Origin of the sequence: Methylobacter sp. (assembly GCF_036845245.1) — a bacterium.
In the GTDB taxonomy this organism is placed as follows: domain Bacteria; phylum Pseudomonadota; class Gammaproteobacteria; order Methylococcales; family Methylomonadaceae; genus Methylobacter_A.
This window is the reverse complement of record NZ_DAIUEH010000001.1, coordinates 74,104-99,265: the sequence shown is the minus strand read 5'-3', so window position 1 is coordinate 99,265 and position 25,162 is coordinate 74,104. Positions and strand designations below refer to the sequence as shown.

At 51.3% G+C, this 25,162-nt stretch carries 16 protein-coding genes; 13 read left to right on the top strand and 3 right to left on the bottom strand.

Going from position 1 to position 25,162, the window contains the following annotated elements; genetic code table 11:
• Positions 1-4 precede the first annotated feature (4 nt).
• The 11 genes from V7051_RS00370 (at position 5) to V7051_RS00320 (ending at position 14,004) form a co-directional block, all read left to right on the top strand.
• Positions 5-1,105 (top strand): polysaccharide biosynthesis/export family protein, encoded by a 1,101-nt coding sequence (locus tag V7051_RS00370; protein ID WP_333872894.1) that lies wholly within the window; start codon positions 5-7, stop codon positions 1,103-1,105.
• Between the two features lie 33 nt (positions 1,106-1,138).
• On the top strand, positions 1,139-3,517 hold the full coding sequence (locus tag V7051_RS00365; protein WP_333872893.1) for a polysaccharide biosynthesis tyrosine autokinase: 2,379 nt from the start codon (positions 1,139-1,141) through the stop codon (positions 3,515-3,517).
• A gap of 1 nt (position 3,518) precedes the next feature.
• Positions 3,519-4,769 carry an O-antigen ligase family protein gene (locus V7051_RS00360; protein WP_333872892.1) on the top strand — a complete coding sequence of 417 codons (1,251 nt, stop codon included), beginning with the start codon at positions 3,519-3,521 and terminating at the stop codon, positions 4,767-4,769.
• A gap of 139 nt (positions 4,770-4,908) precedes the next feature.
• Positions 4,909-6,240, top strand: coding sequence for a lipopolysaccharide biosynthesis protein (locus V7051_RS00355; RefSeq protein ID WP_333872891.1), 1,332 nt, complete (start codon positions 4,909-4,911; stop codon positions 6,238-6,240).
• Between the two features lie 45 nt (positions 6,241-6,285).
• Positions 6,286-7,248 carry a class I SAM-dependent methyltransferase gene (locus tag V7051_RS00350; protein WP_334181098.1) on the top strand — a complete coding sequence of 321 codons (963 nt, stop codon included), beginning with the start codon at positions 6,286-6,288 and terminating at the stop codon, positions 7,246-7,248.
• A gap of 48 nt (positions 7,249-7,296) precedes the next feature.
• Positions 7,297-8,079, top strand: coding sequence for a glycosyltransferase family 2 protein (locus V7051_RS00345; RefSeq protein WP_333872889.1), 783 nt, complete (start codon positions 7,297-7,299; stop codon positions 8,077-8,079).
• Between the two features lie 5 nt (positions 8,080-8,084).
• Positions 8,085-8,939, top strand: coding sequence for a glycosyltransferase family A protein (locus tag V7051_RS00340; RefSeq protein WP_333872888.1), 855 nt, complete (start codon positions 8,085-8,087; stop codon positions 8,937-8,939).
• Positions 8,940-9,082: 143 nt separating this feature from the next.
• Positions 9,083-10,282 carry a glycosyltransferase family 4 protein gene (locus V7051_RS00335; RefSeq protein ID WP_333872887.1) on the top strand — a complete coding sequence of 400 codons (1,200 nt, stop codon included), beginning with the start codon at positions 9,083-9,085 and terminating at the stop codon, positions 10,280-10,282.
• The gene (locus tag V7051_RS00330) at positions 10,279-11,202 is read left to right on the top strand and encodes a glycosyltransferase family 2 protein (protein ID WP_333872886.1); all 924 of its coding nucleotides are present in this window, start codon (positions 10,279-10,281) and stop codon (positions 11,200-11,202) included. The genes V7051_RS00335 and V7051_RS00330 overlap by 4 nt, the downstream gene beginning before the upstream one ends.
• A 326-nt stretch (positions 11,203-11,528) precedes the next feature.
• Positions 11,529-13,583 (top strand): reprolysin-like metallopeptidase, encoded by a 2,055-nt coding sequence (locus V7051_RS00325; RefSeq protein WP_334181097.1) that lies wholly within the window; start codon positions 11,529-11,531, stop codon positions 13,581-13,583.
• A 262-nt stretch (positions 13,584-13,845) separates the two neighbouring features.
• Entirely contained in the window at positions 13,846-14,004 is a 159-nt protein-coding gene (locus V7051_RS00320; protein ID WP_333872884.1) for a hypothetical protein, read from the top strand.
• A 537-nt stretch (positions 14,005-14,541) separates the two neighbouring features.
• Here the strand turns inward: V7051_RS00320 and V7051_RS00315 are convergent.
• From V7051_RS00315 to V7051_RS00305, 3 genes are read right to left on the bottom strand one after another with little or no spacing between them, the layout of a single operon-like run.
• Positions 14,542-17,685 carry an efflux RND transporter permease subunit gene (locus tag V7051_RS00315; RefSeq protein WP_333872883.1) on the bottom strand — a complete coding sequence of 1,048 codons (3,144 nt, stop codon included), beginning with the start codon at positions 17,683-17,685 and terminating at the stop codon, positions 14,542-14,544.
• Complete coding sequence (locus tag V7051_RS00310; protein WP_333872882.1) at positions 17,682-18,863, bottom strand: efflux RND transporter periplasmic adaptor subunit; 1,182 nt, start codon at positions 18,861-18,863, stop codon at positions 17,682-17,684. The genes V7051_RS00315 and V7051_RS00310 overlap by 4 nt, the downstream gene beginning before the upstream one ends.
• Positions 18,864-18,880: 17 nt before the next feature.
• Positions 18,881-20,464, bottom strand: coding sequence for an efflux transporter outer membrane subunit (locus V7051_RS00305; RefSeq protein WP_333872881.1), 1,584 nt, complete (start codon positions 20,462-20,464; stop codon positions 18,881-18,883).
• Between the two features lie 499 nt (positions 20,465-20,963).
• Here V7051_RS00305 and V7051_RS00300 point away from each other — a divergent pair, with 499 nt between their 5' ends.
• Complete coding sequence (locus V7051_RS00300) at positions 20,964-24,464, top strand: CHASE domain-containing protein (protein WP_333872880.1); 3,501 nt, start codon at positions 20,964-20,966, stop codon at positions 24,462-24,464.
• Complete coding sequence (locus tag V7051_RS00295; RefSeq protein WP_333872879.1) at positions 24,448-25,053, top strand: ANTAR domain-containing response regulator; 606 nt, start codon at positions 24,448-24,450, stop codon at positions 25,051-25,053. The genes V7051_RS00300 and V7051_RS00295 overlap by 17 nt, the downstream gene beginning before the upstream one ends.
• The last annotated feature ends 109 nt before the right edge of the window (positions 25,054-25,162 follow it).

Sequence of the window (25,162 nt, the reverse complement as noted above, 5' to 3'; positions counted from 1 at the left end):
TGCCATGTTTAGATTGATTCTTCTGTTGTTGGTTTTGCATTTGTCGGCTTGTTCTTTGACGCCCGGCATGGAGATGAAAACTGAAAACAACTTCACGGAACTGGAAGTGCCGGTGATGAAGAATGGCAAGATGGTCAAGGAAAAAACCCGCATCGTCCCGATTACCGCAGACCTGATTATCGATCGGGAAAACTCGCGGCTTCAGGCGGTTAATAATCTGCCGCCGGTGGATGTCAGCCAAGTTACCTATCGAATCGGTCCTCACGACAGATTGCTGATTACGGTTTGGGAGCATCCCGAGCTGAACGATCCCGGCAGTGAAAAAATCATGCCCGAATTGGCCGGAAAAGTGGTGGCGGACGATGGCAGTCTGTATTACCCGTATGTGGGCAATATCCATGTGGCGGGGAAAACGGTCAGCGAGGCCAGAACGATGTTGACCCACGAGCTTTCCAAATATTTCAAGAAGGTCAAGCTCGATCTTCGCGTACTGTCATTCCAGAGCCATCGGGCCGCTATCGTCGGCGAAGTCAAAACGCCGGGTATACAGGCGATGACCGAGACGCCGCTGACGGTCTCCGAAGCGATCAGCCGGGCAGGCGGCGTGACTGAGAACGCCGATATGAGCAACGTGGCCCTGGCGCGCGACGGCAAGCTCTACAAGATCGATGTGCTTTCGCTGTACGAGAAGGGCGGTGCCGCCCAGGATATGCTGCTCAAGGACGGCGACGTGCTGAATATCCCAGACCGCAAGGACAACAAAGTGCTGGTGATGGGCGAAGTCGGCAAACAGCAGGCCTTGCAGGTCAACAAAGGCAAACTGTCGCTGTCGCAAGCCCTGGCTGAAGCTTATGGTTTCGACTTGAATACTTCCAGGCCCGGAGAGGTCTATGTGATTCGGCCGGGCAATATGAATCCGGAGATTTTCCAGTTGAATGCGAATTCTCCCGATGCGCTGATTCTGGCCGACCAGTTTCCTTTGCAGGCGCACGATACCGTCTTTGTCGGCACCTCTGGCGTGACCCAGTGGTCGCGCGTTCTGAACCAAATATTGCCGGGATCCTTTACCTCGATGATGTCGCTCGCCGCCACTCACGGTATGTAAAGACCTTTTTCAAACGATGGAGATACGAAAACTATGCATTCACAGAATGAAGCTACTATACAGCTCCCACCGTTGAATCCATCACGGATTGAGGAGCATGGCGTCAGTATCCGCGACACTATCGATCTGCTGATCGAAGGCAGAAAAATCATTCTGACGACGTTACTGACTGTATTGCTGATCACAACAGCCTATTTGACATTTGCGCCGCGCACTTACAAAGCTGATGCGTTGTTGCGGATCGACCGAAACAAGGCGCTGCTCGCCGCTCCGCTACGGAACGAGGCCAACGGGGCGACGACTGAAGCCGATAACCCACGGGCGCAGCGTGAAGTGGAAATCCTCCGCTCCCGTTCGGTGCTCGGCAAGGTGGTGGATGACCTGAACCTGATGGTGGAATATTCACCGTATTATTTTCCGATTATCGGAGAGACGCTGGCTAGAAAGCATGACGCCCATGACGGGGTTGCAGGTTCATGGTGGGGATTTGGCCGCTGGGCCTGGGGCGGCGAAAAGATGAAAATCACTACTTTCAATGTGCCGGATCGCTATCTGGGCAAAGCGTTTACGCTGATCGCGCTGGAACAAGGCAACTTTCGCTTGCTCGGGCCTAAGGATAACGTTCTGGCTGAAGGCCGGATAGGCGAAACGCTGACGGTCGATATGGGCGAAACCGCGCCTGCGGTCATTAAGCTCGGTGAGCTTGAGGCTCATCCCGGTACCCATTTTGAGTTGACCCGGAAAACCTCGTTAGCGGCCATCGAAATCTTGCAAAAAGCTTTTTCGGTCAAGGAAGTTTCCAAGGACACTGATATTCTCAGCGTCGAACTCAAGGGGCTTAATCCTGATCAATTGGCTAAATCAGTCAACGACATCGCTACTATTTATGTCAATGCGACCGTTAATTGGGAGTCGGCGGAAGCCTCGCAAAAGTTGAGCTTTCTGGAAAGCCAGTTGCCCATTGTCAAAGAACGCCTGGAAAAAGCGGAGCAGGGCTTGAGCGCTTACCGGCAACTGCATGGCGCGGTCGACATATCCGCCGAGGCAGAGATACTGCTCAAGCAGGCCTCCGAAATGGAGACGCTGGACATCCAGCTCAAACAAAAATACGAAGAGCAGAATCAACATCTGGAGGCGGCTCATCCGGACATGATAGCGACCAAGGCGCAAATCAAACGCATCGACCAAAAGTTGGCGAATCTGGATAAGCGGATTAAGGATTTGCCGCGCACTCAGCAAAACGTAGTGAGCCTGTCGCGGGACGTGCAGGTCAATACCGAGCTTTACACTTCGCTGCTGAACAGCGCGCAGGAACAACGCATTGCCGCCGCCGGTTCGTTGGGTAATTCACGCATTGTCGATTTTGCGGTGATTCCGGAAAAACCGTATTGGCCGAAACCCGGCCTATTGTTAGCCATTGCCACTTTGCTGGGCTTGAGTGCGGGATCGGCCATGGTGTTCCTGAGGCACTCTTTGCAACGCCACGATAACTATCCGGCCTTGCTGGAATATCAGGTGGGCTTGCCGCTTTATGCCGCTATCCCGCACAGTAAAAAGCAGCGGCGGTTGACGCGCCTGATCGATCAGGGCAGGGATCGAGAACCCGGCATTCTGGTCAGCCAGGACCCGCTCGATATTTCAGTGGAGTCGCTACGCGGCCTGCGCACTACGCTGGAAGCGACGCTGGCCAGCGATGCCAGCAAAGTCATCATGGTCTGTAGCCCGGCGCCCGGCATGGGCAAATCTTTTGTCAGCACTAATCTTTCGGCGTTGTTGGCGAGTATCAAAAAACGGGTGTTGATCATCGACGCCGATATGCGCAACGGCCGATTGCATGAAACGTTTTCCGTCGACAAGGGGCCGGGGCTTTCCGACCTGTTGGCCGGTACGGCCACGCTGGGCGAGGTCATCATCAGCTTGCCCGATGTCGGCGTGGATTTGATACCGCGCGGAAGCATGGTGCTGAACCCGGCCGAGTTACTGGTTCTCGGCAATCTGGAAGAGACGCTGGAGCAGTTGAAGAGTTTTTATAACCATATCGTGATCGATTCGCCGCCGATTTTGGGAGCGACGGACGCCGCTGTGATCGGCAAGTACGCCGACGCCACGTTTCTGGTGGTCAAGGAAGGCCGCTACACGGCGCAGGAGTTGGAAGTCAGCTTCAGGCGTTTTCAGCAGGTCGGTATAAAGCCGAACGGCTTCATTATCAACGATATGAAAGAAGGGTCGTCGTATTACCCTTATTACGGTTATGCCTACAGCCGTACCGACATGGAGTCCAAGGGTTCGTCGGTATTCATGGCCGGATACCAGGCGGTCGGCGACTGGTTGGGAAAACGCCAGGAGCATGATTATCTGTTAGCTCCGAAACCAGGCACAGACGACGATACCGACGATACTGTGCAGGTTTAAGATGAGGTTACGCCTCGAAAAAGACTTGCCGGTCCTGTTGTTCGCGCTGGTCAGCGCGTCGACACTGTCTTCTTTACCGCAGGTCGAGTCGGCCTGGACCGGGGTGAAAGAGGTTTATGGCGAGCAGGATTTCGGTTTGCGTATCCTTCGCGAGGTCATGCTGTTGGTGCTGGTGGCTTATGCGTTTTTCGAGCCGCGCTTGCGTCAGGGAGCATTGTCCAGCGCGGTGCTGGCTTTTTTGGGCGTTGTTGCCACCTATGTGTTGTTTGAGATTGGCTATGCGTTGTATCTGGATTTACCCGTGGTGGTGCCGATGGCGGGCTTGCGTGTGTTTGAGTACCTGCCGCTGGCGTTGATCGGGTTCGCGACCAGCCGCCTGGGTTCGGGGGGCTATGTGATCAACCGGTTCGCGCATTACCTTCGTTATTACATTGCGCTCCAGGCCGTGTTGGCGATAGCCCAGGCGTTATGGGCGCCACCTTTGTTCGGGGTGTCGTTCTTGGGCGGCGGCCGGCCGTTCGGCACCTTCGTCAGTCCCAATCTGTTTGGAGCGACGATGGCGACTTGCGCACTGCTGTTCTCGCTGGTTCCGGGCATGAGAAAGTGGGTGGCTGCCAGCATCTTTTTGGCCTTGCTGAGCGGTTCGCGGACTGCATTCATCAGTTCGTTGCTGGTAGTTTATTTCCAGGTTTACGCACTGCTCCGTCCCCGCGATCGCTGGGCTTTGATCATGCCTGCGCCGATACTGGCGGTGGGTGCGCTGGTGCTGGCGTCCAGCCCGTTGCTCAGCGGACGCGATGACGCCGATCCAACTCAAGACGGCCGCATAGACTTGTGGCAGCGGGTCTTTTCTGAACAAGTTCATGGACCTGCCGATGTGCTGTTCGGCTGGGGTTTGGGGCTGAGCTCCAATACCATCAATATTCTCTACGGGGCGGAACATTTTCAGGGGCAATTCGACTCCGACAGTCTTTATTTATTCCTGATGAACGGCTACGGCTTGGTCGGTCTGTTGGCCTATCTTTTGTTTTTATGGACAACGACAAGGACGTCTGTCCACCCCAACAAAGGATTGGTGGTGATGTTTATTTTCGTGGCCGGGCTGACCTTCAACATGTGGGAGTATTTTCCGCAAAACGCGATGCTGATGTATCTCTGGGGCATTGTCTTGGGTACCGGGTATCAGTCGGTCCCCTCTTTAGCACAGGTTAGCCCGACTGTATCGGGTTCGTATTATCGCCGACCATCCTGACTTTAAAGGAAAAGAGCATGATCTTAACTGTCTATTATTCACCACGAAGACACGAAGAGCACGAAGTTTTGACTGTTATTTTTCTTCGTGTCCTTCGTGTCTTCGTGGTGAAAATTTTTTAATATTTTTTTGAATGCCTATGTTCGGACTATTGAAAGAAAAACAATTATTCGGCGACGCGTTTTGGGCGCTGTTTGGGCAGGCCATGTCGGCTTGTGCTTTGTTGGCAGGCACAAGAATCCTGACCGAACTGGTAACGCCCGATATATACGGACAAGTCGCTTTATTGAACGGCTTTGTTGCGCTTGGTGTCGCGCTGTTTTCCTACCCTTTCATTTGTGCCGGTATGCGGATACTGCCGGAATGCCTGAATAAAGGTGAACAGGCGGCTTTATATAGAGTTGTGGCCGGGCTGACTGCCAGGGCAACGGTGTTGGCGATAGCTCTGCTGGTGTTGGGCGGCGTTAGCTACAGCTATTTTTCGAATAGCGATTTTTGGCTGTTTATGCTGGCAGGCGTTCTGTTGATAGTTACAGTCCGGCGCGAACTGGGCATTCAGTTGCTGATCGGCCAACGTAAGCAACGCGGCGCAAGCCTGTGGCAGACCAGCGACAGTTTCTTGCGTCCATTGCTGGCGATCGCGCTGGTATGGTGGGGAGGGCAAAAGGCAGAGTGGGTATTGCTAGGCTATATCGTCGCAAGCGTGGTTTCGAATACGATTTGGTCATTAGTGCTGGGCGCAAAACCAGACAACAAGCGTTCCATCATCACCCGTCATTTCAGGAGCGATGTGTGGGCTTATGCGTTGCCGTTAATCCCGATGGAATTGATATTTTGGATTAATGGCCTGGGTGATCGCTATGTGATCGGCTATTTGATGACGGCTGCGGAGGTGGGTTTATATGCGGCGACTTACACGATCGTCAACGAGGCGTTTAACCGTAGCGCAATGGTTTTGTTGCGTACCTTTCAGCCGGTTTATTTTCAATACTATTCCCAATGCCGGCCCAAGGAAGGATTCAGGATTTTATGGATATGGATAGCTTGCGTTGTTGCTTTAGGGATTATCGGCGTGTCGCTGGTGTTTATGACCAAGGATTGGGTCGCATCGCTGGTGCTCGCAAAATCTTATCATTCGGCGGTTGAACTGATGCCCGCCATCGCTGTCGGTTGCGCGCTGCATGCCTTGGGAACCGTGCTTGCCCAACCGCTGCTGGCAAATAAACAAACACGGTTGTTATTGCTGGGGCGCATATGCGGGGCGGTGACGGCGGCCATCAGCATTCCGTTGATGGTGAAACATTACGGTTTGATCGGTGCTGCGCTGGCCAATCCGATCTATTTCGGGGTTGAGGCTTTGGTTTTGGTCATGCTGGCCAAACCCTGGCGGAATAGCGGCTTAGAGGATCGGGCTGTAATAGATCAGGCCGATGAAGATGCGTTGCCGGCTGACAGTTATGTCAGCCATTGAGATATAAAATTATTTATTAGTCAACAAGTTATAAAACAATAAAAAATGGGGAATACTATGGCGTTTGCACCGGCAGCTTCAGAAATATATGGCGACATTTTACGTGAATGCGTGGCCTGTAGGGCTCATAAAATAAGATATTGGCGCCAGAAACATTTTCAATATACCGAAGGCACCAGCCACAAGGAGTTCCATATCTACCGTTGCGAAAACTGCGGAACCGGGTTCTTGAATCGGCCTCCGCATATGAAATGGCTGCAATCCATTTATCAATATTCAGGCCAGGCGCTGACTCAGGCGGTGACACTGGATGTCGTGCTGGCCAGGGAAGAAGAGTTTCCGAACTGCAAGCTGGATGCCGAGCGGATGAGCCGCGATGCCGCGCTGTTCAACAGCTCAGGCAATTACCGGGCTCTTGATATCGGCTCGGGCTTTGGTTTTTATACGCAGGCGCTCAGAAAGTCGGGCTACCGGACGGTCAGCATTAATCCCGGCCAATATGAAAACGAAGTGTTCAAGCATTTGAATGGCGATGAGCCGCTGGCCGTAATGTTCGAGAATTACCAACCCCAACCATCGGGGCAGTTTGGGGTAGTGATGATGTCCCAGGTATTGGAGCATCTTCTTGAGCCGGATCATGCGATCAGCAAAGTGTCCGCTCTGCTGGCGCCGGGTGGCGTTTTAGCGTGCGCCGTACCTAATTACGATTCGTTTTTGGTCAAACTGCTGGGCACGAAAGACAACGCTTGTTTATGGGTGCCGGAACATGTCAATTACTTTAGCGAGAACGGGCTAAAAGCCTTGGTGGAACGAAACGGCTTGCGTATTGTTAAGGTCGAGCAAATAACCCGTATTCCACCCAACGCGTTATCCAAACGGCTACGATTAAAAGGAAGACCGGCTGCGGTTGCCGACAGTTGGATAAAGTTTTTCCAGGTTCCGTTTGCCAAAGTGATGAATTACTTAGGATGGGGCATTTATATCAATTTATACGCGGTCAAGCAGTAAAAATGCGTTCGTGGTGATTAGTTACCCATCAATTTTAAACAAGTCATTATGTTAACCATTGTTATTTTGACTAAAGACGAGCAAGCGAATCTGCCGGGCTGCCTGACGGCTATTCCTGAGCGCTATCCGATTGTGATTGTGGATTCGGGCAGCACCGATAATACCGTCCCGATCGCCAATAGTCGAGGTTGTAGAGTTTATACCAATCCATGGCCCGGTTTTGCCGAGCAACGCAATTTTGCGATCAGGCAATGCGATATCAGTACGCCGTGGATATTATTCGTTGATGCGGATGAAATCTACCCGCAGGTTTTTTACGATTGGTTTGAATCCGGGGTGGCGGGCAATGATGCGATCGATGTATGGATGGTGCCGTCGATACTTTATCTTCGCGGCAAGCGCCTGAATTATGCTCCGGGTTATCCCATTTATCATCCAAGACTGGTACGAACAGAAACCGCAAGTTTTGTCCGCAACCACACCGGTCATGGAGAAGCCGTGATGAATACCTGCCGAATCGGCTATTCCGCTATTGCTTATGAACACTATTTTTATCATGGCGAGATAATCGAATGGATGCATAAACATGTCGATAAGGCCGCGCAAGAGGTGCAGCTTCAGCCGACAGCAGGGGCGGTAATGACTACACGCGGGCGGTTAAGCGTTTTATTGGGGCGATCCTGGTTTAGGGTTATTGCCCGTTTTTTATACCACTTCGTATTTCGAGGCGGTTTTTTGGACGGAGTTGCCGGGCTGGAATTTGCACTGATGTTTACCTGGTATGAGGCAACAATCTATTTACAGGCAAAAGCCGGTGCTCAGGCAAGGTGATTAATATGAAAGTTTCGTTGGTTTTAGCAACACTCGGAAGAGAACAGGAATTGGCCGATTTTTTGAAATCGTTGATCAACCAAACCTATAAAGATTTTGAGCTGATCATCATTGATCAAAACAAGGACGGTAAGATCGATGCGATCGTCGAGCCGTTCAAAAGCTGTCTTGATGTGATGCATGTCAAAGTCGATTTTACCGGTAACGCCCGAGCCAGGGACTATGGCATAGGCTTGGCCCACGGCAGGATCATCGCGTTTCCCGATGATGACTGCGCTTATGATAGGAATGTGCTGAAAAAAGTGGTCGCCGAGTTTAAACGACGGCCGAATCTTTCGATCCTGGTAGCGGGTTCGTATGAGTTTTCATCGAGCCGTTTTAGCATGGGTGTTAACAGCGACAGCGCGCAGTATTTTTCGCGCTTTAAAATGATGGGTGTGGAGTTTACTCATTTTTTCGATCAGAAAAAGATTGATGGCAAACAGTTCTACCTGGATCACGATTTCGGCATCGGTTCCAAATATTCGGGAGCGGAGGGTTTTGAACTTTTGTATCGCTTGCTTCGCGCAGGCAGCACGGCATTTTATACGCCGGAGATAAAGATTTATCACCCGGATAAAGATCACTACAAGTTGGGAACCGGCAGAATGCTGATGTATTCGACCGGGATCGGGGCTTACATCAGGAAGTTCGCGAATCAGCAGGATGCATTCATTTTGTATTACATCATTCGCAAGATGTTTGTCGCGCCGATCCTGAAAATGATGCTGGCGCTGGTGTTATTGAACCCGAAAAAGCTGGCTTATTCTTTTTACAATTTCGTCGGCATTTGGCGGGGCTTCCTGGCGTATGGAAAGTGAAATTAGGATGGGGACATCTGCTGGACAGATGCCGCTGCTTTTTTCGTGCTTTTCGTGGACAACTCTTTTAGTGGATTCATTAGAAGGATATTGCGGAGCGCCATGGGCGTAATTTATTTTCAGAGTGTTTCAGGAGACATATTATGAATGTAGGTATCGTTACCACGCATATACCTCCGGCTAAAGGTTACGGCGGGGTGTCCGTCACAGCCGGCGTTTTAACCAAGGCTTGGGCGGAGCGGGGGCATAAAATGGTGTTGATCGCCTCCGACGAGTCGATTGCAGGCCGGTTGCGGTCCGAGCAGGTGCATCTTGGCGAGCAGGTAGAGGTCAAGCTTTATCGTTGCTACGGATTCAGGCGATGGGGTTTTGGGTTGGGCGCTGTTCCCGAACTGTTTAAATTATGTCTGCACGCGCCGGTGGTCTATATCCATGGCATTGCGACCTGGCCGTCTACGCTGGCGGCTGTTTTTTGCACGCTGTTGCGTCGCCCGTTCATGGTCGCCGTGCATGGCGGGTTGATGCCTGAGCATGTCGAGCTGATACGGCGGCAAAAACCTCATAAATGGTTATATTATCGATGGCTGACTTTTCCAACCTTGCGCCGCGCTATCGCCGTGCATTGCACCAGCGAAACCGAGGCCGAAGGCGTACGCGATGTGCTCGGCCAAGACGCCAGAATCTTGCTGGTTCCGAACGGCATCGACAGCCGCGATGTTAACGTTGCCGGATATCCTGAAGGGAAGGGCATGAAGCTTTGCTTTCTGGGACACATTCAGCAGGAAAAAGGCATCAATGCGTTTATCAGGGCATGGTTGCAAGTTAGAAACCCAGAGGACAGGCTGACGATTGCCGGCAGAAGCGTGGACGGCGCTTATTTCGAAGAGTTTCAGGCGCTGGTGGAACAGGCTCAAGGGGCGATTGAATACAGCGGATACCTCGAACGCGGCGAGGTGATGGAGTTGTTAGCGTCCAGTCATTTCCTGGTGCTGCCTTCAGGGCTGGAAGCCGCAGGCGGCATGCGCGAGAACTTCGGTAATGTGGTGGCCGAAGCCATGGCAGCCGGACGTCCGGTATTGGTCGCCAAGGGGCTGGCATGGGATCAGTTGGAATCGGTCGGCGCCGGTTTTGTTTTCAATAGAACCGAGGCTTCGGTCTGCGACGTGCTGCGTAAAGCGCAAGCACTGGATAGTTTGGAATGGGGGCGGATGTCGCAAAAGGGCCGACAGTATGTCGAACAACAGCTCGATCCGGTCAAGCTGGGCGAGCGAATCTGGCAAGTGTTGAATAGGCCCGGTCAAACCAATTTGCCGCAACCGCTACCCGAAAGGTCTTCGTTATGAGTAAGGTCGGCCTTATCGTGCCTACTCTAAACGCCGGCAGTTTGTGGAAATACTGGCTCAAAGCCTTCGAACAGCAGACCCGGAAGCCGGATTTCCTGTTGCTGATCGATTCTTCATCGAGCGACGATACCGTCGTTTTGGCGAGCCTCTACGGCTTTGAGGTGAGGGTGATTTCCAAGTCGGAATTTAATCATGGCGGCACTCGCCAATCCGGTATTGATATGCTGCCTGAGGCGGACATTATCGTGTTCCTGACTCAGGATGCTTTATTAGCCGATCCCGATGCCATCAAGAAACTGTTGGCGGCGTTTGTCGATCAGCAAGTCGGTGCGGCCTACGGACGACAGCTTCCGCATCGGAATGCAGGGCCGATTGCGGCCCACGCCCGTCTTTTTAATTATCCGGCCGAAAGCCAATTGCGCGGCATAGAAGATAGGGCGCGCTTTGGTATAAAAACGGTGTTCTTATCAAATTCTTTTGCCGCTTACCGGCGAAATGCACTGATGCAGGTAGGCGGCTTTCCTATCGATACCATTATGAATGAAGATACCTATGTGGCCGGAAAGATGTTGCTATCCGGTTGGAAAATAGCGTATTGCGCCGATGCGCAAGTGTTTCACTCTCATGACTACGGTTTTCTGGACGAGTTTAAGCGTTACTTCGATATCGGCGTTTTTCATACCGATACTGCATGGCTGCAACATACATTTGGCGGGGCATCCGACGAAGGGATGCGCTTTGTGGTTTCGGAAATGCACTACCTGATCAAACGCGCTCCCTGGCTGATTCCCTCCGCAGTGCTGCGGACTGGATTGAAATGGATCGGTTTCAAGCTGGGCGCATTACATAAAGGATTACCCCGAGTAATTCGTAGATGCTTTAGTCTGCATAAAACTTATTGGCTTCGCGCATTGTCGTAAATTTGTCCGGCGAAGGAATGCAGATTGATAGATTAGTCACGGAAACTAACGGATATTTGAAAGATAAAACATACTCAATTTCCGAAATGGTTTTAAGATATAGTCGGCCTGAAAAGTTTTGTTCTCCAGAACCTGTTCTCGATATCTGTTGTAGGGCGCGCGCAGCACGTCCTACAAAGTTTATTGTCTCAACGTAGTGAATTTCAGGCCAAATAATTAAAGTTTTGGTTGACGTTTTAAATAAATCTTAATTATTCGGATCTAAAATGTCTGGCTTACTGGGCAAGAGACTTGGTTGAATGACTCATTTTATAAAGGTGGCCGATTTGAAAACACATAACATTGTAAAAAAAGCCGTAATGGCCGCATCTATTGCAGCTGCCTTTTCAACAGCTATGTCTTACGCCGATGTTCATCCATCCGCTGATCTGATTAAAGTTAAGCCGTCAGCGGTATACCAGGCTATCCGCGGAAAGTCGCTTGTCGACACATTGGCTCAGGTTGCCCAACGATCCGGTATTACTTTTAAGGTCAACACCGATCTCGGTAAAGATGTCGTTAGCCAGTCGATTGCTGCCGAGAACTGGGACATTGCTGTCCGGTCTTTGCTGGTTAACTACAACTTCACTGCCATTCAAGATAAAGGTGCGATCAAAACCGTCATTATTTCCGGCCGCAATAATGACGGGGCCGATACGGTTACTGCTAAAACTATTACCGCAGCGGCTGATGACATTATCGTTATTGAGCCCAGGCTGAAAACGCTTCCGGAAAAATATAAAAACTTTCCTGCCGGTTCAGTCACTGCCGTTGATTTACCGGTCAATACGATGATGAAAGTCAAGGACGGTTCAACTATTGCGTTGGATTTGCCTATGGGGCAGTTTAATGTCGCCCATGATCATACCGTGAATGAGGATGACGGCAGCAAAACCTGGGTGGGGCATTTGTCCGACGAAGGTGAAGGTTACCGTGTATTTTTGTCCCAAGGTGCAGGCGGTGCGATGGGCATAGTTACCACGCCCGATGGAACCTACAATATCGAGTCCGATAACACCGGCACCTATCTTGTTGATACCAGCAAGTTGCAACACGCGGGCTTTGACGGTGACTTAGCTACGCCATCTGAGGCTATGATGGATGCTATCACGATGAACGCCACTCAAGCTCAAATCGACCAGTTGCAAACAGCCGTTAATAACGCTAAAAAAACGCTTGATGCCGCAAATGCTTTAGTAGCGCAGTACACTTCCCAACTGAATAGTTATCAAACCCAGCTAAAAACTGTTCAGGCTACGTATAATGCAGCAATAGTCAAACGCGATACGGCGCAAAATGCATACAACATGGCGTTTGCTGCATATAGAGCTAGACCAAGCTCCGCGAACCAAGCTGCGGTGAATGCCTCGTATGTTGCATTAATTGCAGCTAAAAATGCCTATATCGTGGCTTTTAATGCGAACCAAACCGCAACAAATAATGTTAACGCAGTAAATAGCCGCTTAACTGCCGCTAAAGCTGCGGCGGCTAAAGCACAGAAAAACTACGACCTGGCGGTAAAAGCCCTGAGTGATGCTCAAGCTACTCCGGTAACGCCTGTTGCTTCCGGTACAGGTACTGGCGCGACGCCTGCGGCAACAGATACGCCGGTGGTAGATTTGATGGTTGTGTATACGACTGGGGCGCAAACGGCTGACTATGCCAAGCAACGCCTCACCTTACTGGTGACAGCCAGCAATCAAGCTTATGTAGACTCGGGTATCAATATGAAATTGAGGCTGGTCTACACTGAACCGACTGCTTACGTTGAAAGTAATAACAATTCGCAAGCGTTGTCCGACTTAGCTAATGATGTTGGCGCTTTTGCCGGTATAAGCCAAAAACGTGTGCAATATGGCGCCGACCTGGTGTTCTTATTCAGGCCTTTGTATGCGCAAACTGCCGGCTCTTGCGGTACAACTTACGTTGAGTTCGCACAATCCAGTCTGGCTAACAAATGGTTGGGTTACGGCACTGTAAGCGATGGCAGCTCTAAAGATGCGCTCACAGGTTACTATTGCGGTATCAATACTTTTACACATGAGATTGGGCACAGCCTGGGCTTGGTGCATGATCGTGAATACAGTAGTTTTACCGGCGTATTTAATTATTCTTACGCTTGGGGAGTTCAAGGTACTTTCGGCACAATCATGAGTTATAAACAGCCTGTTTTGATGTATTTTAGTACGCCTCTATTGTCTACAAAATGTGCCGGTCAGCCTTGCGGTTATGCTGAAACCGACACGGCTCGCAGTTCGGACCAAGTTAAATCGGTAAACTACACGGCTCCTCAGGTTGCAAACTTTATGTCGACAATGGTCACTACGCCTGTCCTAAAGTAATCTGTTCTGCCTAATGGCATAGTTAAAAGCAGGAGGAATTCTTACTGAAAGTTTGTTTTGGCAATTCAGCCCAGGCAAACTTTCATTCTCCCGCTTTTTTCATACGTAAATGCCATAAAAAAATCAAAGGTCGCAAAGGTTGCCATGTCCTGAATGTTTATAAACATTTAGGTATTTTACGATATACCAATCTCTCGTTATTTGGCTTAGTGTGTAATCCTCACAGAATGATGATTTTTGCGAAACAGGAGGAACTGACACTATGGCAACTAAAGAGCTGACCAAGCAAGCCTTCGCGCTTTACGACAATATTAGAGCTCAAAGTTATAGAGTTTCAGATTGTTCAGAGAATAGGGCACGTTTATATTTTCTGAGCTGTAAAGCTTTTTATAGATATAAACGCCGTCTGAAAGCCGAATAAAGGCGATGAGTGATGTTCATTGAGTAGCTTCCACGTATAGATTTTTTCTTCGTTGTAGAGGTTTTTTTTATCTATGTGTATCGGATTAAATTTCAATAATCAAAAAGAAATATGGGCCGCTAAAACAGTTTCTTCCGGCATTAGCGGCTCAAATACGAACAAACATTTGTGCGGACAAATAAACAGGATGGAAAGAGAATTGATTAAAGAAGCTTGTAAGTTATACGACAGCATTAACGATATGATTATGGCTGAGAATAACAAGCTGTATGTTTGCGTAGGCTTTAAGGAGCGTCTCTGTCGGCTTGCACTGCGGGCTCATAAAAGATATATGCGGCGGCAAGGGTATTTTCATGCTGATCAGCGAAGCAAGCATTCATAATATGCCAAACATGCGACGTCATCGGCTGATGATGACTGTTAATGGCTTAAGCTAAGATAACTTGCTGTAATTTCATTCTTGAATAGATAAGAAACCGAAGCGGACTTTGGGAATATTCGTAATCTACAACTCACACTTCTTTCAGTCCGCACGATTTATTTCGTCTGCCGGGTTGATTTACGGCTTATAAGGTCCGTTGCCCAAGCCGCCAACCGTTGTGTTATCACATAAAGCACGGGTACGAATGGAATTGCCAATAGCGTTGAAGACAGCATGCCGCCGAAAACCACGGTACCGATGGCCTGCTGGCTGGCCGCGCCCGCTCCCGAAGCACCGAGCAAAGGCACGACACCCAGAATAAAAGCAAACGACGTCATCACAATCGGCCGGAATCGACGGCGGGTGGCCTCTATCGCAGCCTCCTGAACGGATTTTCCTTCGGCTTGCAGTTGCCTGGCAAACTCGACAATAAGGATCGCATTCTTGCAAGCCAGACCGATCATTAAAATCAATCCGACCTGCGTATAAAGATTATTATCGAAACCCCGCAACATTAAAGCCAAAAGGACGCCCACCAAAGCCATCGGCACAACCAGTACCACCGCCAACGGGCTGGTCCAGCTTTCGTACAAAGCCGCGAGTACCATAAATACCAGAGTGATCGACAGCGCGTAAATGAAGTAGGCTTGATTGCCGACCTGCTTTTCCTGGAAGGACGTCGCGGTCCAGTCGTAACTTATTCCTTTGGGCAAGGTTTTATCAGCCACTTGTTCCATCAAACTCAGGGCTTGCCCGGAACTGAATCCCGGGGCAGAAGCACCGTATATTTGTGCCGCCGGGTAAAGGTTGTAGCGTAGCACCAGCTCAGAACCTAACGTCCGCTTAACTTCCAGCAGGGTTCCTAACGGTACCATCTCGTTCTGCCCATTCCGGACATAAAGATTCTTGATGTCTTCCGGCTGCGCACGGAATGACGCATCGGCCTGAATATAAACCTGGAACACCTGGTTGAATTTGTTAAACAGATTAATAAAAGACGACCCCAGATAAGCCTGCAACGTCGCAAACACGTTATTCAGCGGAATATTCAGCGACTCCACCTTGGTCCGGTCAATATCAAGGAAAAGCTGCGGGTTACGCGCATTGAAAGTAGAGATCAAATTCCGCAAACCGGACTGCGAACTGCCGGCGCGGATAACCTCGTTGACAGCTTTTTGTAACTCGGTAAGCCCCAGGCTTTGACGGTCTTCGATCATCAACTGGAAACCGCCGCCTTGGCCCAGTCCGCGAATCGGGGGAGGAATCAAAACCAGGGACCTGGATTCCTCTATAGCGGTTAGGTCTCGGCGCAGATTAGCGGTAATAATGTCCTGGTTCAATTCCTTCCCTCGTTTGTCCCAGTCGTCAAAAACAATAAAGGTGGTAACGATGTTGGAGACGTTGGCGTTGTCCAGTATCGACAGTCCGCCGATGGTTACCCAGGCTTCCACGCCTCGGGTTTTTTTAAGAATCTCATTAATCGACTTGGTCGTCGCAATCACTCGAGGCTGCGAAGAAGCGTCCGGAAGCTGGGTAATAACAATTGCATAGCCCTGATCTTCTGTGGGTAAAAATCCGGTTGGATGGTAGGCAAACTTCCACGCACTGAGAACGATTATCAGCAGATACAGCAGGAGCATCACAATGGCGCGTTGTACCATCCAGGTAACCAGGCGTACGTAAGCGCTTTCAATAAAACCATAACCCTTGTTAAAGCCCCGGAAAAACCAGTTGACTTTCTTGTCCTGGACCGGGCGCAGCCATAGGGCGCATTGGGCCGGTTTAAGCGTCAACGCATTGATCGCGCTGATGATAGCCGTGGACGCGATGACCAAAGCGAACTGGCGGAACAGCTGGCCGGTGATGCCGGGAAGGAAGGCGGCCGGTAGAAATACGGAAGTCAGCACCAGGGTAATCCCCATTATCGGCCCGGTGATTTCCTGCATCGCTTTAATCGTCGCTTCTTTCGGAGCCATGCCCTGTTCGATATGAAACGAGGCGTTTTCGACGATAACAATAGCATCGTCCACGACGATGCCAATCGCCAGAATCAGCGCGAACAGTGTCAACAGATTTATACCGAAGCCAAGCAGGGACATCGCCGCAAACGCACCAATCAATGTGACCGGAACGGTCGTCGCCGGTACCAGCGTGGCGCGCCAACTCTGTAAAAATACCACAACGACGATGAGCACCAGTACGCCGGCCTCGAACAAGGTTATGTAGACATCGTGTATAGCGCTACTGACAAACTTCGTGGTGTCGTAGTGAATTTCGTAACTCAGTCCGGGCGGAAAATCCTTACTCATAGCCGCCATGGCGCTTTTAACTTCCTTCGCTACGTCAAGTGCGTTGGCGCCGGGCAACGTAAACACCGGCATCACGGTCGCCTTGTGACCGCTGGATTGGGAAAAGTTACTGTAGCTCTGCCGATTGAGCTCGACGCGGGCGACGTCGCGAATACGCACGATTTGCGCCGACTCCTCGCGCGTGCTTTTGATAACGATATTCTCGAACTGCCCGACATCCTCTAAGCGGCCCATCGCGTTGACGGTAAACTGAAAAGTCTGGTTTGTGGGAACCGGAGGACCGCCCAGCTGTCCTGCGGCCACTTGCAGGTTTTGGCTCTGGATGGCGTTGGCTACATCCTGAGTCGTCAAATTGAAATAGCGAAGCTTTTCCGGGTTCAGCCAGACCCTCATGCTGTAAGGCCCGGCACCCCGTACCGCAATTTGACCGACACCGGGCAAACGCGCCAACGGGTTTTGTAAATTGATCACCGCGTAGTTGGACAGATAGGTATCATCAAACCGGTCGTCTTCCGAATACAATCCCACCACCAACAAGATATCCGTTGACACTTTTTTTACTGTGACACCTTGCGGTTGAACCGAGGCGGGAAGTTGAGGCAAAGCACTGTTAACCAGGTTCTGCACCAGCGCCGTTGAGGTATTAAGATCGGTTCCTACATTGAAAGTGATTGTTAAGGTGTAACTGCCGTCGCTGGCGCTGGTCGATAACATATACAGAGAATTCTCCACGCCATTGACCGCTTGCTCGATCGGGATGCCTACTGTATTAGCAACCACCTCGGCGCTGGCGCCCGGATAACGCGTAGTGACCTGAATGGTCGGGGGCACAATCGGCGGATATTGCGCCACAGGCAGGTTCATAAAGCAAACTATGCCCAGAATAATCGTGATCAGCGCGATGACATTGGCGAAAATCGGTCTTTCGATGAAATATTGGGAGATTGTCATGGTGCGGGTTTCCCCTTTTCAGCCGGGGCAGAAGAATCGCCGCCATCGGCTTTGGTAAGAGGCTTTCGAATCGGGTTTACTGTATTGCCGGGAATTGCATGTAAAAGCCCCGTCATAATCACCCAGTCCTGATCGCTAATTCCCTCTTCGATGACCCGGTCATCGCCCGATCGAACGCCAAGCTTGATCGGCCGGCGCTCAACCACGTTTTTGTCGTTCACAACCAGCAGGTATGAGCCCAACTGGTCATAACCAATAGCTGCTTCCGGTACCAGTAACGCCATTTTTTCCGAATTGAGCACAAGAACCCGCACCCGGGCAAACAGTCCCGGCAAGATCGTGCTGTTGGCATTGGGATAACTGGCGCGCAACAGTAAAGTGCCTGTCGTCGGCGTCACCGAAATCGCCGTGAAATCGAGGAATCCGGCATGCGGATAGCCTTCTTCGCCGGATAGCGCGAGCGTAGCCGGTATCTTCATTTTCTCGGCCTCGCCCGGCTCGACTTTGGTTTGTCTGATAACTCTCAGCAGGTCGGTCTCGTTGATCGTAAAGTAGACATAGATGGGATCAGTCTGATTGATCTGGGCCAGTGGGGTAAACTCACCGGCGCCGACAAGATTGCCCGGGTCCTTGAGCCGACGGTCGATACGCCCGTTGAAAGGCGCGACGACCTTGGTGTAATCCAGGTCCAGTTTAGCCAGATCCCGATTGGCCTCGGCAGCCACCACAGCAGCTCTCGCGTTATCACGTTCGAAGCGCCAGTTATCGACATCGGTCTGGGCAGCCGCGTGTTGCCGCACCAGCCCGCTGAACCGGTCCAATTCGGTTTGCGCATGATCAAGGCTGGCTTTTTGTTGAAGCACTTGGGCCTCTGCCTGCTTCAACCGGGCCTGATAAGTATCCTGTTGAATCAAAAATAACGGCTGGCCTGTTTTTACTCGATCGCCATCATGAAAGAAGACTTTTTCCAGGTAGCCTTGTACTCGTGCGACTAACTGGACTGAGTTAATAGCCTGGGTGTTTCCGGTAAATTCCAGATATTCGCTGACTTGTTGGCGAACGGGCTGACTCACCGTGACTTGTGGCGGCGGCGGAGGCGCGTAGGCATTTTTTTGTTCACAGCCTGCGCTAAAAACCGTGATTATCCACATCAACCATGCAATGTTTTGCCTCATCATAACTCTTCGCCCCATCCTCACCATCGCGGCCAACTGACGCCGGTCGGTGTTTGAGTGTCCGGCGACGGTTGGGCGGCAGGCGTCAACAGGCCGCCCCAATCGGTACGTATGGCCATCTGCTCCTTGATCGAATCAGGCACGACATCATTACCTTCCCGAATCTGCCAGCCGCCGCCCAGCGCCCGGTACACGCCGACCAGATTATTGGAGATGTCGCCCAATGTGCTGGCGAGATTATCCTGTTCGCTTAACAGCGCCTGCTGGGCCGTCAGCACGGTGGTGAAATCGGTAATGCCCTGCCGGTATTGTAAGGTTGCCAGATCCAGCGAGCGCTGGGCGGCTGCGGTGCTTTCTCCCAGCAATTGGGCGCGTTCCTGGGAGCGTAAAAACGCCACCAGGTTGTCTTCCACTTCTCGCTGAGCGCTGAGCACCGTATTTTGATAGCTGATTAACAACTCCTGTAGCCGTGCGTCCTGCACCCGCACCTGATTGGTAATTTGGCCGTAATTGAAGATGTTCCATTGCAGCGCCGGACCGAAGTTGGCGGTGCGGCTTTTCCACAAAAAAACATCGCCCAGAGCAAACGAGCCGACATCGCTGGATAGCAAGCCGAAAGTGCCGGTGAGTGAAAGTGCGGGATAGAGAGCGGCCTTGGTTACGCCAATGCTGGCGGATTGAGCGGCTGCCTGCCATTCAGCATGGCGGACGTCGGGCCGACGCCGCAGCAGTTCGGCGGGTATGCCCACGGCTACTTTTGCCGGAGGTGCCGGGATTTGCGCGGTCCCGGCCAGCAATTCGTTCATTCGGCTGGGCGGCATACCCAATAGAACGCTAAGCGCATTCTGTTGCTGGCGTAGCCCGATTTCCAGGGTAGGGATGGAGGCCTGTGTGTTTGCCAGCACTGTTCTGGCCTGTTCGACATCGCGCTCCGAGGTTGTGCCGCCGTTATAGCGGATTTCTGCAATATTCAGGCTTTCCTTTTGGGTCTCGACATTCTGCCGGGCAATGCTCAAGCGTTTTTCCAGCGTTCGGATAGTGACGTAAGCCGTGGCTACATCGGCAGTGAGACTAACCAGTGCGTTGTTATAATCGGCCACTGCCGCCTGAAACCCGGCATCCGCCGATTCAATGGCGCGGCGGAACTTTCCCCAAAAATCAATTTCCCAACTGGCGGTCAACCCCAGCTGGGTTTGGGCGTAATCGAATATCCGGGAGAAAGCGGCTTGCGAGGCGCGTTCGCTGAGGTGCACTTTGTTTAGCGAGCCGGTTAATTGCTGGTTTTGCGGATAGAGATCCCCGATCGCGACGCCCAGTTGAGCGCGGGCTTCGAGAACGCGTACTCCGGTTATGCGGATGTTGAGATTTTCGCGGTAGGCGTGATCAATTAACCGGTCCAGAATCGGGTCATTGAATGTTTTCCACCACTTTTGATCATGGGTAGAGGTCGTTTTAAGCCGCTTGTCCTCTGCTTCCAACCATTGGCTAGCCGTTTCGGTAGCTGGACGAACATAGTCCGGTCCGACCATGCAACTGGAGAGCAACAGAAAAACCAACGGCCAAACCGGGTAAAACCCAGCGAGGTTCACGTCCCATCGCATCATTAACTCCTAAGTGCTTTGATTTAGCGCTTGCAGTCCGGCACTCCAGCCGCACTGGATATTTTCGCATGCGTCCGGCGTGTCATAGTCAATCACGCTGCCATAACTTAAGGTTTATTAAGATATATTGTCAGTTTTTGCGCTACCGAAAACAGCCTTGGAGTTGACTTGCCGGGATCCCGTTTTTTGGCATGTCTATATCGTCGAGTATTTACCGGTTTTTTGTATAGCGATCCAACACAACTTGTAAAAATTCATAATCGAAGTATCTCTTGTTTATGAATCATGATAAATCCGCACAACTACTTATAAGCCAACATCATTGACAGCTTTTGCGGCCACTGATTCACCAACCACAGCCGTGCCCGATTACCGTTGTAGATTGAGTCATTTGAGACGGGTTGATGCTGTTTGACTGTTTTCCGGATCAATGGACATGCATGGCTGTCGAACTTTGAAGTTATCCGGGTATAATCGAGCAAAAAATCAAAGTTAAATTCATATGTCCAAAGATAACCACAAGCCCGGCTCTTTATTTTTAGCCGCGAACCTATCGGTTCGATCTTATGCTTGGGTGCTTCAACTTCTGGGCCTGACTGCCGCTTATTTTATAACCGGTAAACTCGGTACTTTTTTAGCTATTCCTCCTGGTTATGCAACGGCCATCTGGCCGCCTTCCGGTATCGCGTTGGCGGGCATTCTGATATACGGATACCGGGTTTGGCCGGGTATCCTGCTAGGCTCTTATCTGGTTAACCTCTCGACCGCATTAGGGACCGGCTCTGCTTCGGAAACGCTAATATCAGTCGCTGCTACATTGGCTATCGGCGGCGGAGCAAGCTTACAAGCTGTCGTAGGCGCTTATTTAGTCAGGCGCTTTACCGGTTTTCCAAACTCGCTGACCAGAGAAAAAGAAGTCTTTCGACTCTTTCTTTTCGGCGGACTCTTAAGCACCCTGGTCAATTCGACTATCGCAGTCTCGACGCTCGTCGCTGCAGGGCGGGTTCCGGCTGTAAGTTTTCCGGCCAATTGGGGGACCTGGTGGATGGGGGATGCGTTAGGGGTGTTTATTTTTAGCCCGCTTGTCTTGGTCTGGGCGCAACAGCCCGGCGAGCTTTGGCGCAATAGGCGCATGGCAATAACCCTTCCCGTTATCGCGATGTTTGCACTGACAACGGCCGCGGTTTTTTATGAGGCTCAAAACAACAGTGATCGGTTAAAGCATGAGTTCGATCAGCAGTCTGCGGAGCTGGGTGTCGCATTGGAAAAGTCGATTTCGACGCACTTAAACATATTACGTGCTCTCGGCAGTTTCTATTCGGCTTCGGCAACGGTCGATAGGGAAAGCTTCCGAATCTTCGTTGCTCATTCACTCGATAATTTCAAAGGAATTCAGGCGCTGGGATGGAATCCCCATATTCTGTCATCCGAACGGGATGCATTCGAACGTAGCGTTCGAAACGAAGGCTACCTAAACTTTCAGTTCACAGAACGGAATCTCGGCAAACAGCTTGTGCCCGCTGCGAGCCGCCCGGAATATGTCCCGGTCGGTTTTATCGAGCCTTACAGGGGCAATGAAACCGCATTGGGTTACGATGTGTATTCCGATGCGTTGCGACGTGAAGCTATTGATAGGGCGAGAGATAGCGGGGAAATCGCCACGACTGCCAGAATTACATTAGTTCAGGAACGCGGAGATCAGTATGGCGTTATCGCGTTTATGCCTCTTTACCGTAAAGGCTTGACGCATCAGACGGTGGAAGAGCGGCGTAACACTATTTCAGGTTATACGGTTGCGGTATTCAGGGGCGAAGACATCGTGACTGCCGCACTCAAAGACCTGAATCCCGAAAGACTGTCGTACAGGCTTATTGATCAGGGAGCTCCGGCTGGAGAGCAATTAATTTTTTCCAGCGATCAGAAGCAGCTAAAGCCGCTTGTCCTGCTGGAAAAGGGGCTTTTCGGAACAAACGTTTCTCTTGTGAGCCGTTTAGTCATGCCGATCGGCGGCCGCCAATGGTTGTTTGAGATCGTGCCTTCACAGGATTATTTTGCCTATCATCGCTCGGATAATGCATGGCTGATTTTATTGGTTGGCCTGTTGCTGACCAGCATGGGCAGCGCATTCGCACTGGTAATCTCCGGTCGCGGAAGTCTGCTCCGGCAGCTGGTGGATGAACGCACTGCGGCTTTAGCGCAAAGCGAGGAGCGTTTTCGTTCTACTTTCGAGGGTGCCCCTGTCGGCGTTGTTAATGTATCGTTTGATGGCCGTTTTTTAGAAGTTAATCAAGGATTCTGCGATTTGGTCGGTTACAGCCGTAATGAGCTTCTGACCATGACATTTATACAAGTGACACATCCCGATTATTGCCAGTCCGGTGCCGATAAGATACGGCAAACCCTGGCGGGCGAGATTACCGGCTTCAATGTGGAAAAAAAGTATCTGCGTAAAGACGGCGGATTCGTTTGGGGCAATTTATCGGTAAAGTTGATCCGTCATTCCGATGGCGTTCCGGATTACTTTGTTGCGGTTATAGAAAATATCGATCATCGTAAAAAAGCAGAGGCGGTGCTGAAAGAGAATGAAGTTTTTAAGCAAGCCATCCTGAATTCAGTTGTTGCCGAAATAGCCGTATTGGACCACGATGGCGTAATCTTGGCGGTCAACGAGCCTTGGCGGCGTTTTGCGCTGGAAAATACTGACAACTCCTGCATGCCGGTAGTAAACACAGATGTCGGAGCCAATTATCTGGCCATCTGCGAGGCAGCAGGTACAGATTGTTCGGCAGAGGGCGCGATGGAAGCCTACGATGGCATTCGGGCCGTGCTGGATGGCCGTTTGCCCTGCTTCAGCCTGGAATATCCATGTCATTCACCACAGCAACAACGCTGGTTCAGCATGAGCGTTACGCCTATGGGAGATATTGCACAGGGCAGTGCGGTCATCACGCATATGGACATCACGACCCGTAAGCAAGCGGAAGAGCAGTTGCGCATAGCCGCCATTGCGTTCGAATGCCAGGAGGGAATCGTGGTGATGGGTGCAAATTGGGAAATTTTGCGGGCAAATCAGGCTTTCACACAGCTTACAGGTTACTTCCAACAGGAAGTTCAGGGAAAAACAATAGCTGTTTTCAGGTCAGACCGGCACCCGCCCTCTTTTTATGACGCGATCAGGGGTGAAGCCCAGCGCACGGGGGTATGGCAGGGCGAATTGTGGCAGCGGCGTAAAAAAGGCGAAGATTATCCGGGACAGGTCATGATTACGGCCGTCAAGGATGAGACCGGGCAGGTCACTCATTACGTCGGCAATATTACCGATGCCACCAACAGTAAGCTGCATGAACAGCAGCGCCTGCTCAACGAGGCCGCACATCGTAATGCCCTGGTGCGTATCGTGCATCATCGTATTAATAATAGCCTGCAAGGCATCACAGGTATAATGTACCAGTTTGCGCAAACGCATCCCGAGGTGAGCGATCCTGTTCATCAGGCTATCAGCCAAGTGCAGAGCATTTCGGTCATCCATGGATTGCAAGGGCGTGCAGTCACCTCATTGGTACGGGTATGTGAGCTGACTGGAGCCATAGCGGCAGGCGTTGAGTCGATATGGAAAAAGCCCGTTATTGTCGACATTGCCGATGGCTGGATGCCTTATATTATTACCGAAGAGGAAGCGGTACCTTTGGCGCTGGTATTGAACGAGCTGATCTGGAATGCGCTCAAACATGGCGGGATAGAGGGGCATGTCGGAATCATGCTCAGTCATCAACCATACCCGGACCCGGTTCGGGTGACCATCCGCAATACCGGCCTGATCCCGCCCGGATTCGGCTTGGAGGATACAACGGCCTTTGGCACCGGCTTACAATTGGTCGGGGCGTTATTACCGCGAGCAGGCGCTAGATTGGCTTGGGCACAACAGGGTGAGATTGTCGTTACCACGCTGGGCTTGGATGAGCCCGTTATTCAACAGGAACCGGTCCATGAACTCCAACAATAACAGACAACAAAGCCTTTTATTGGTCGACGACGAACGACTGGTGCTGGCGACCGTTGCCCAAGGGCTGTCCAGAGCCGGTTATAACGTCAATACCGCAGAATCCGTGGACGAGGCCGAAGCTCTGCTGGCAGGTGGAGAGCGGCCGGACCTGGCCATTCTTGATGTTAGTATGCCCGGCAGGAGCGGGCTGGAACTGGCGGAGCGGCTGTATTCATTCGACGATATTCCTTTTATGCTGTTGACCGCCTACAGTGATCAACAGATCGTTGAGCAAGCGGCCGCCTGCGGTGCGCTGGGCTACCTGGTGAAGCCGGTCGATACGCGGCAATTGGTACCGGCGATTGAGGCCGCTCTGGCCCGCGCCTCAGAGCTTAAAGGTTTGCGGGTGACTGGGCAGCAGTTGCAGAACGCTCTCAACAGTGAACGTGAGATCAGCATTGCGATCGGTATCACCATGGTGCAATACCGGCTTGGACGCAAGGCAGCCTTTGAGCTGTTACGCAAAACTGCGCGCAGCCAGCGCCGCAAACTGGCGGAACTTGCGATAGATGTTATCAACGCGAGTGAAAACCTGAATCTTGGAAGTTAGCTAAAATATACTTTGATTTTAGATTATATGTAGGATATAACTTACGCAACGATTTCGGTTTGCCCCAGACCCCCGCGCCGAATCTTTGAGGCCCAGAACACGCCTCGTT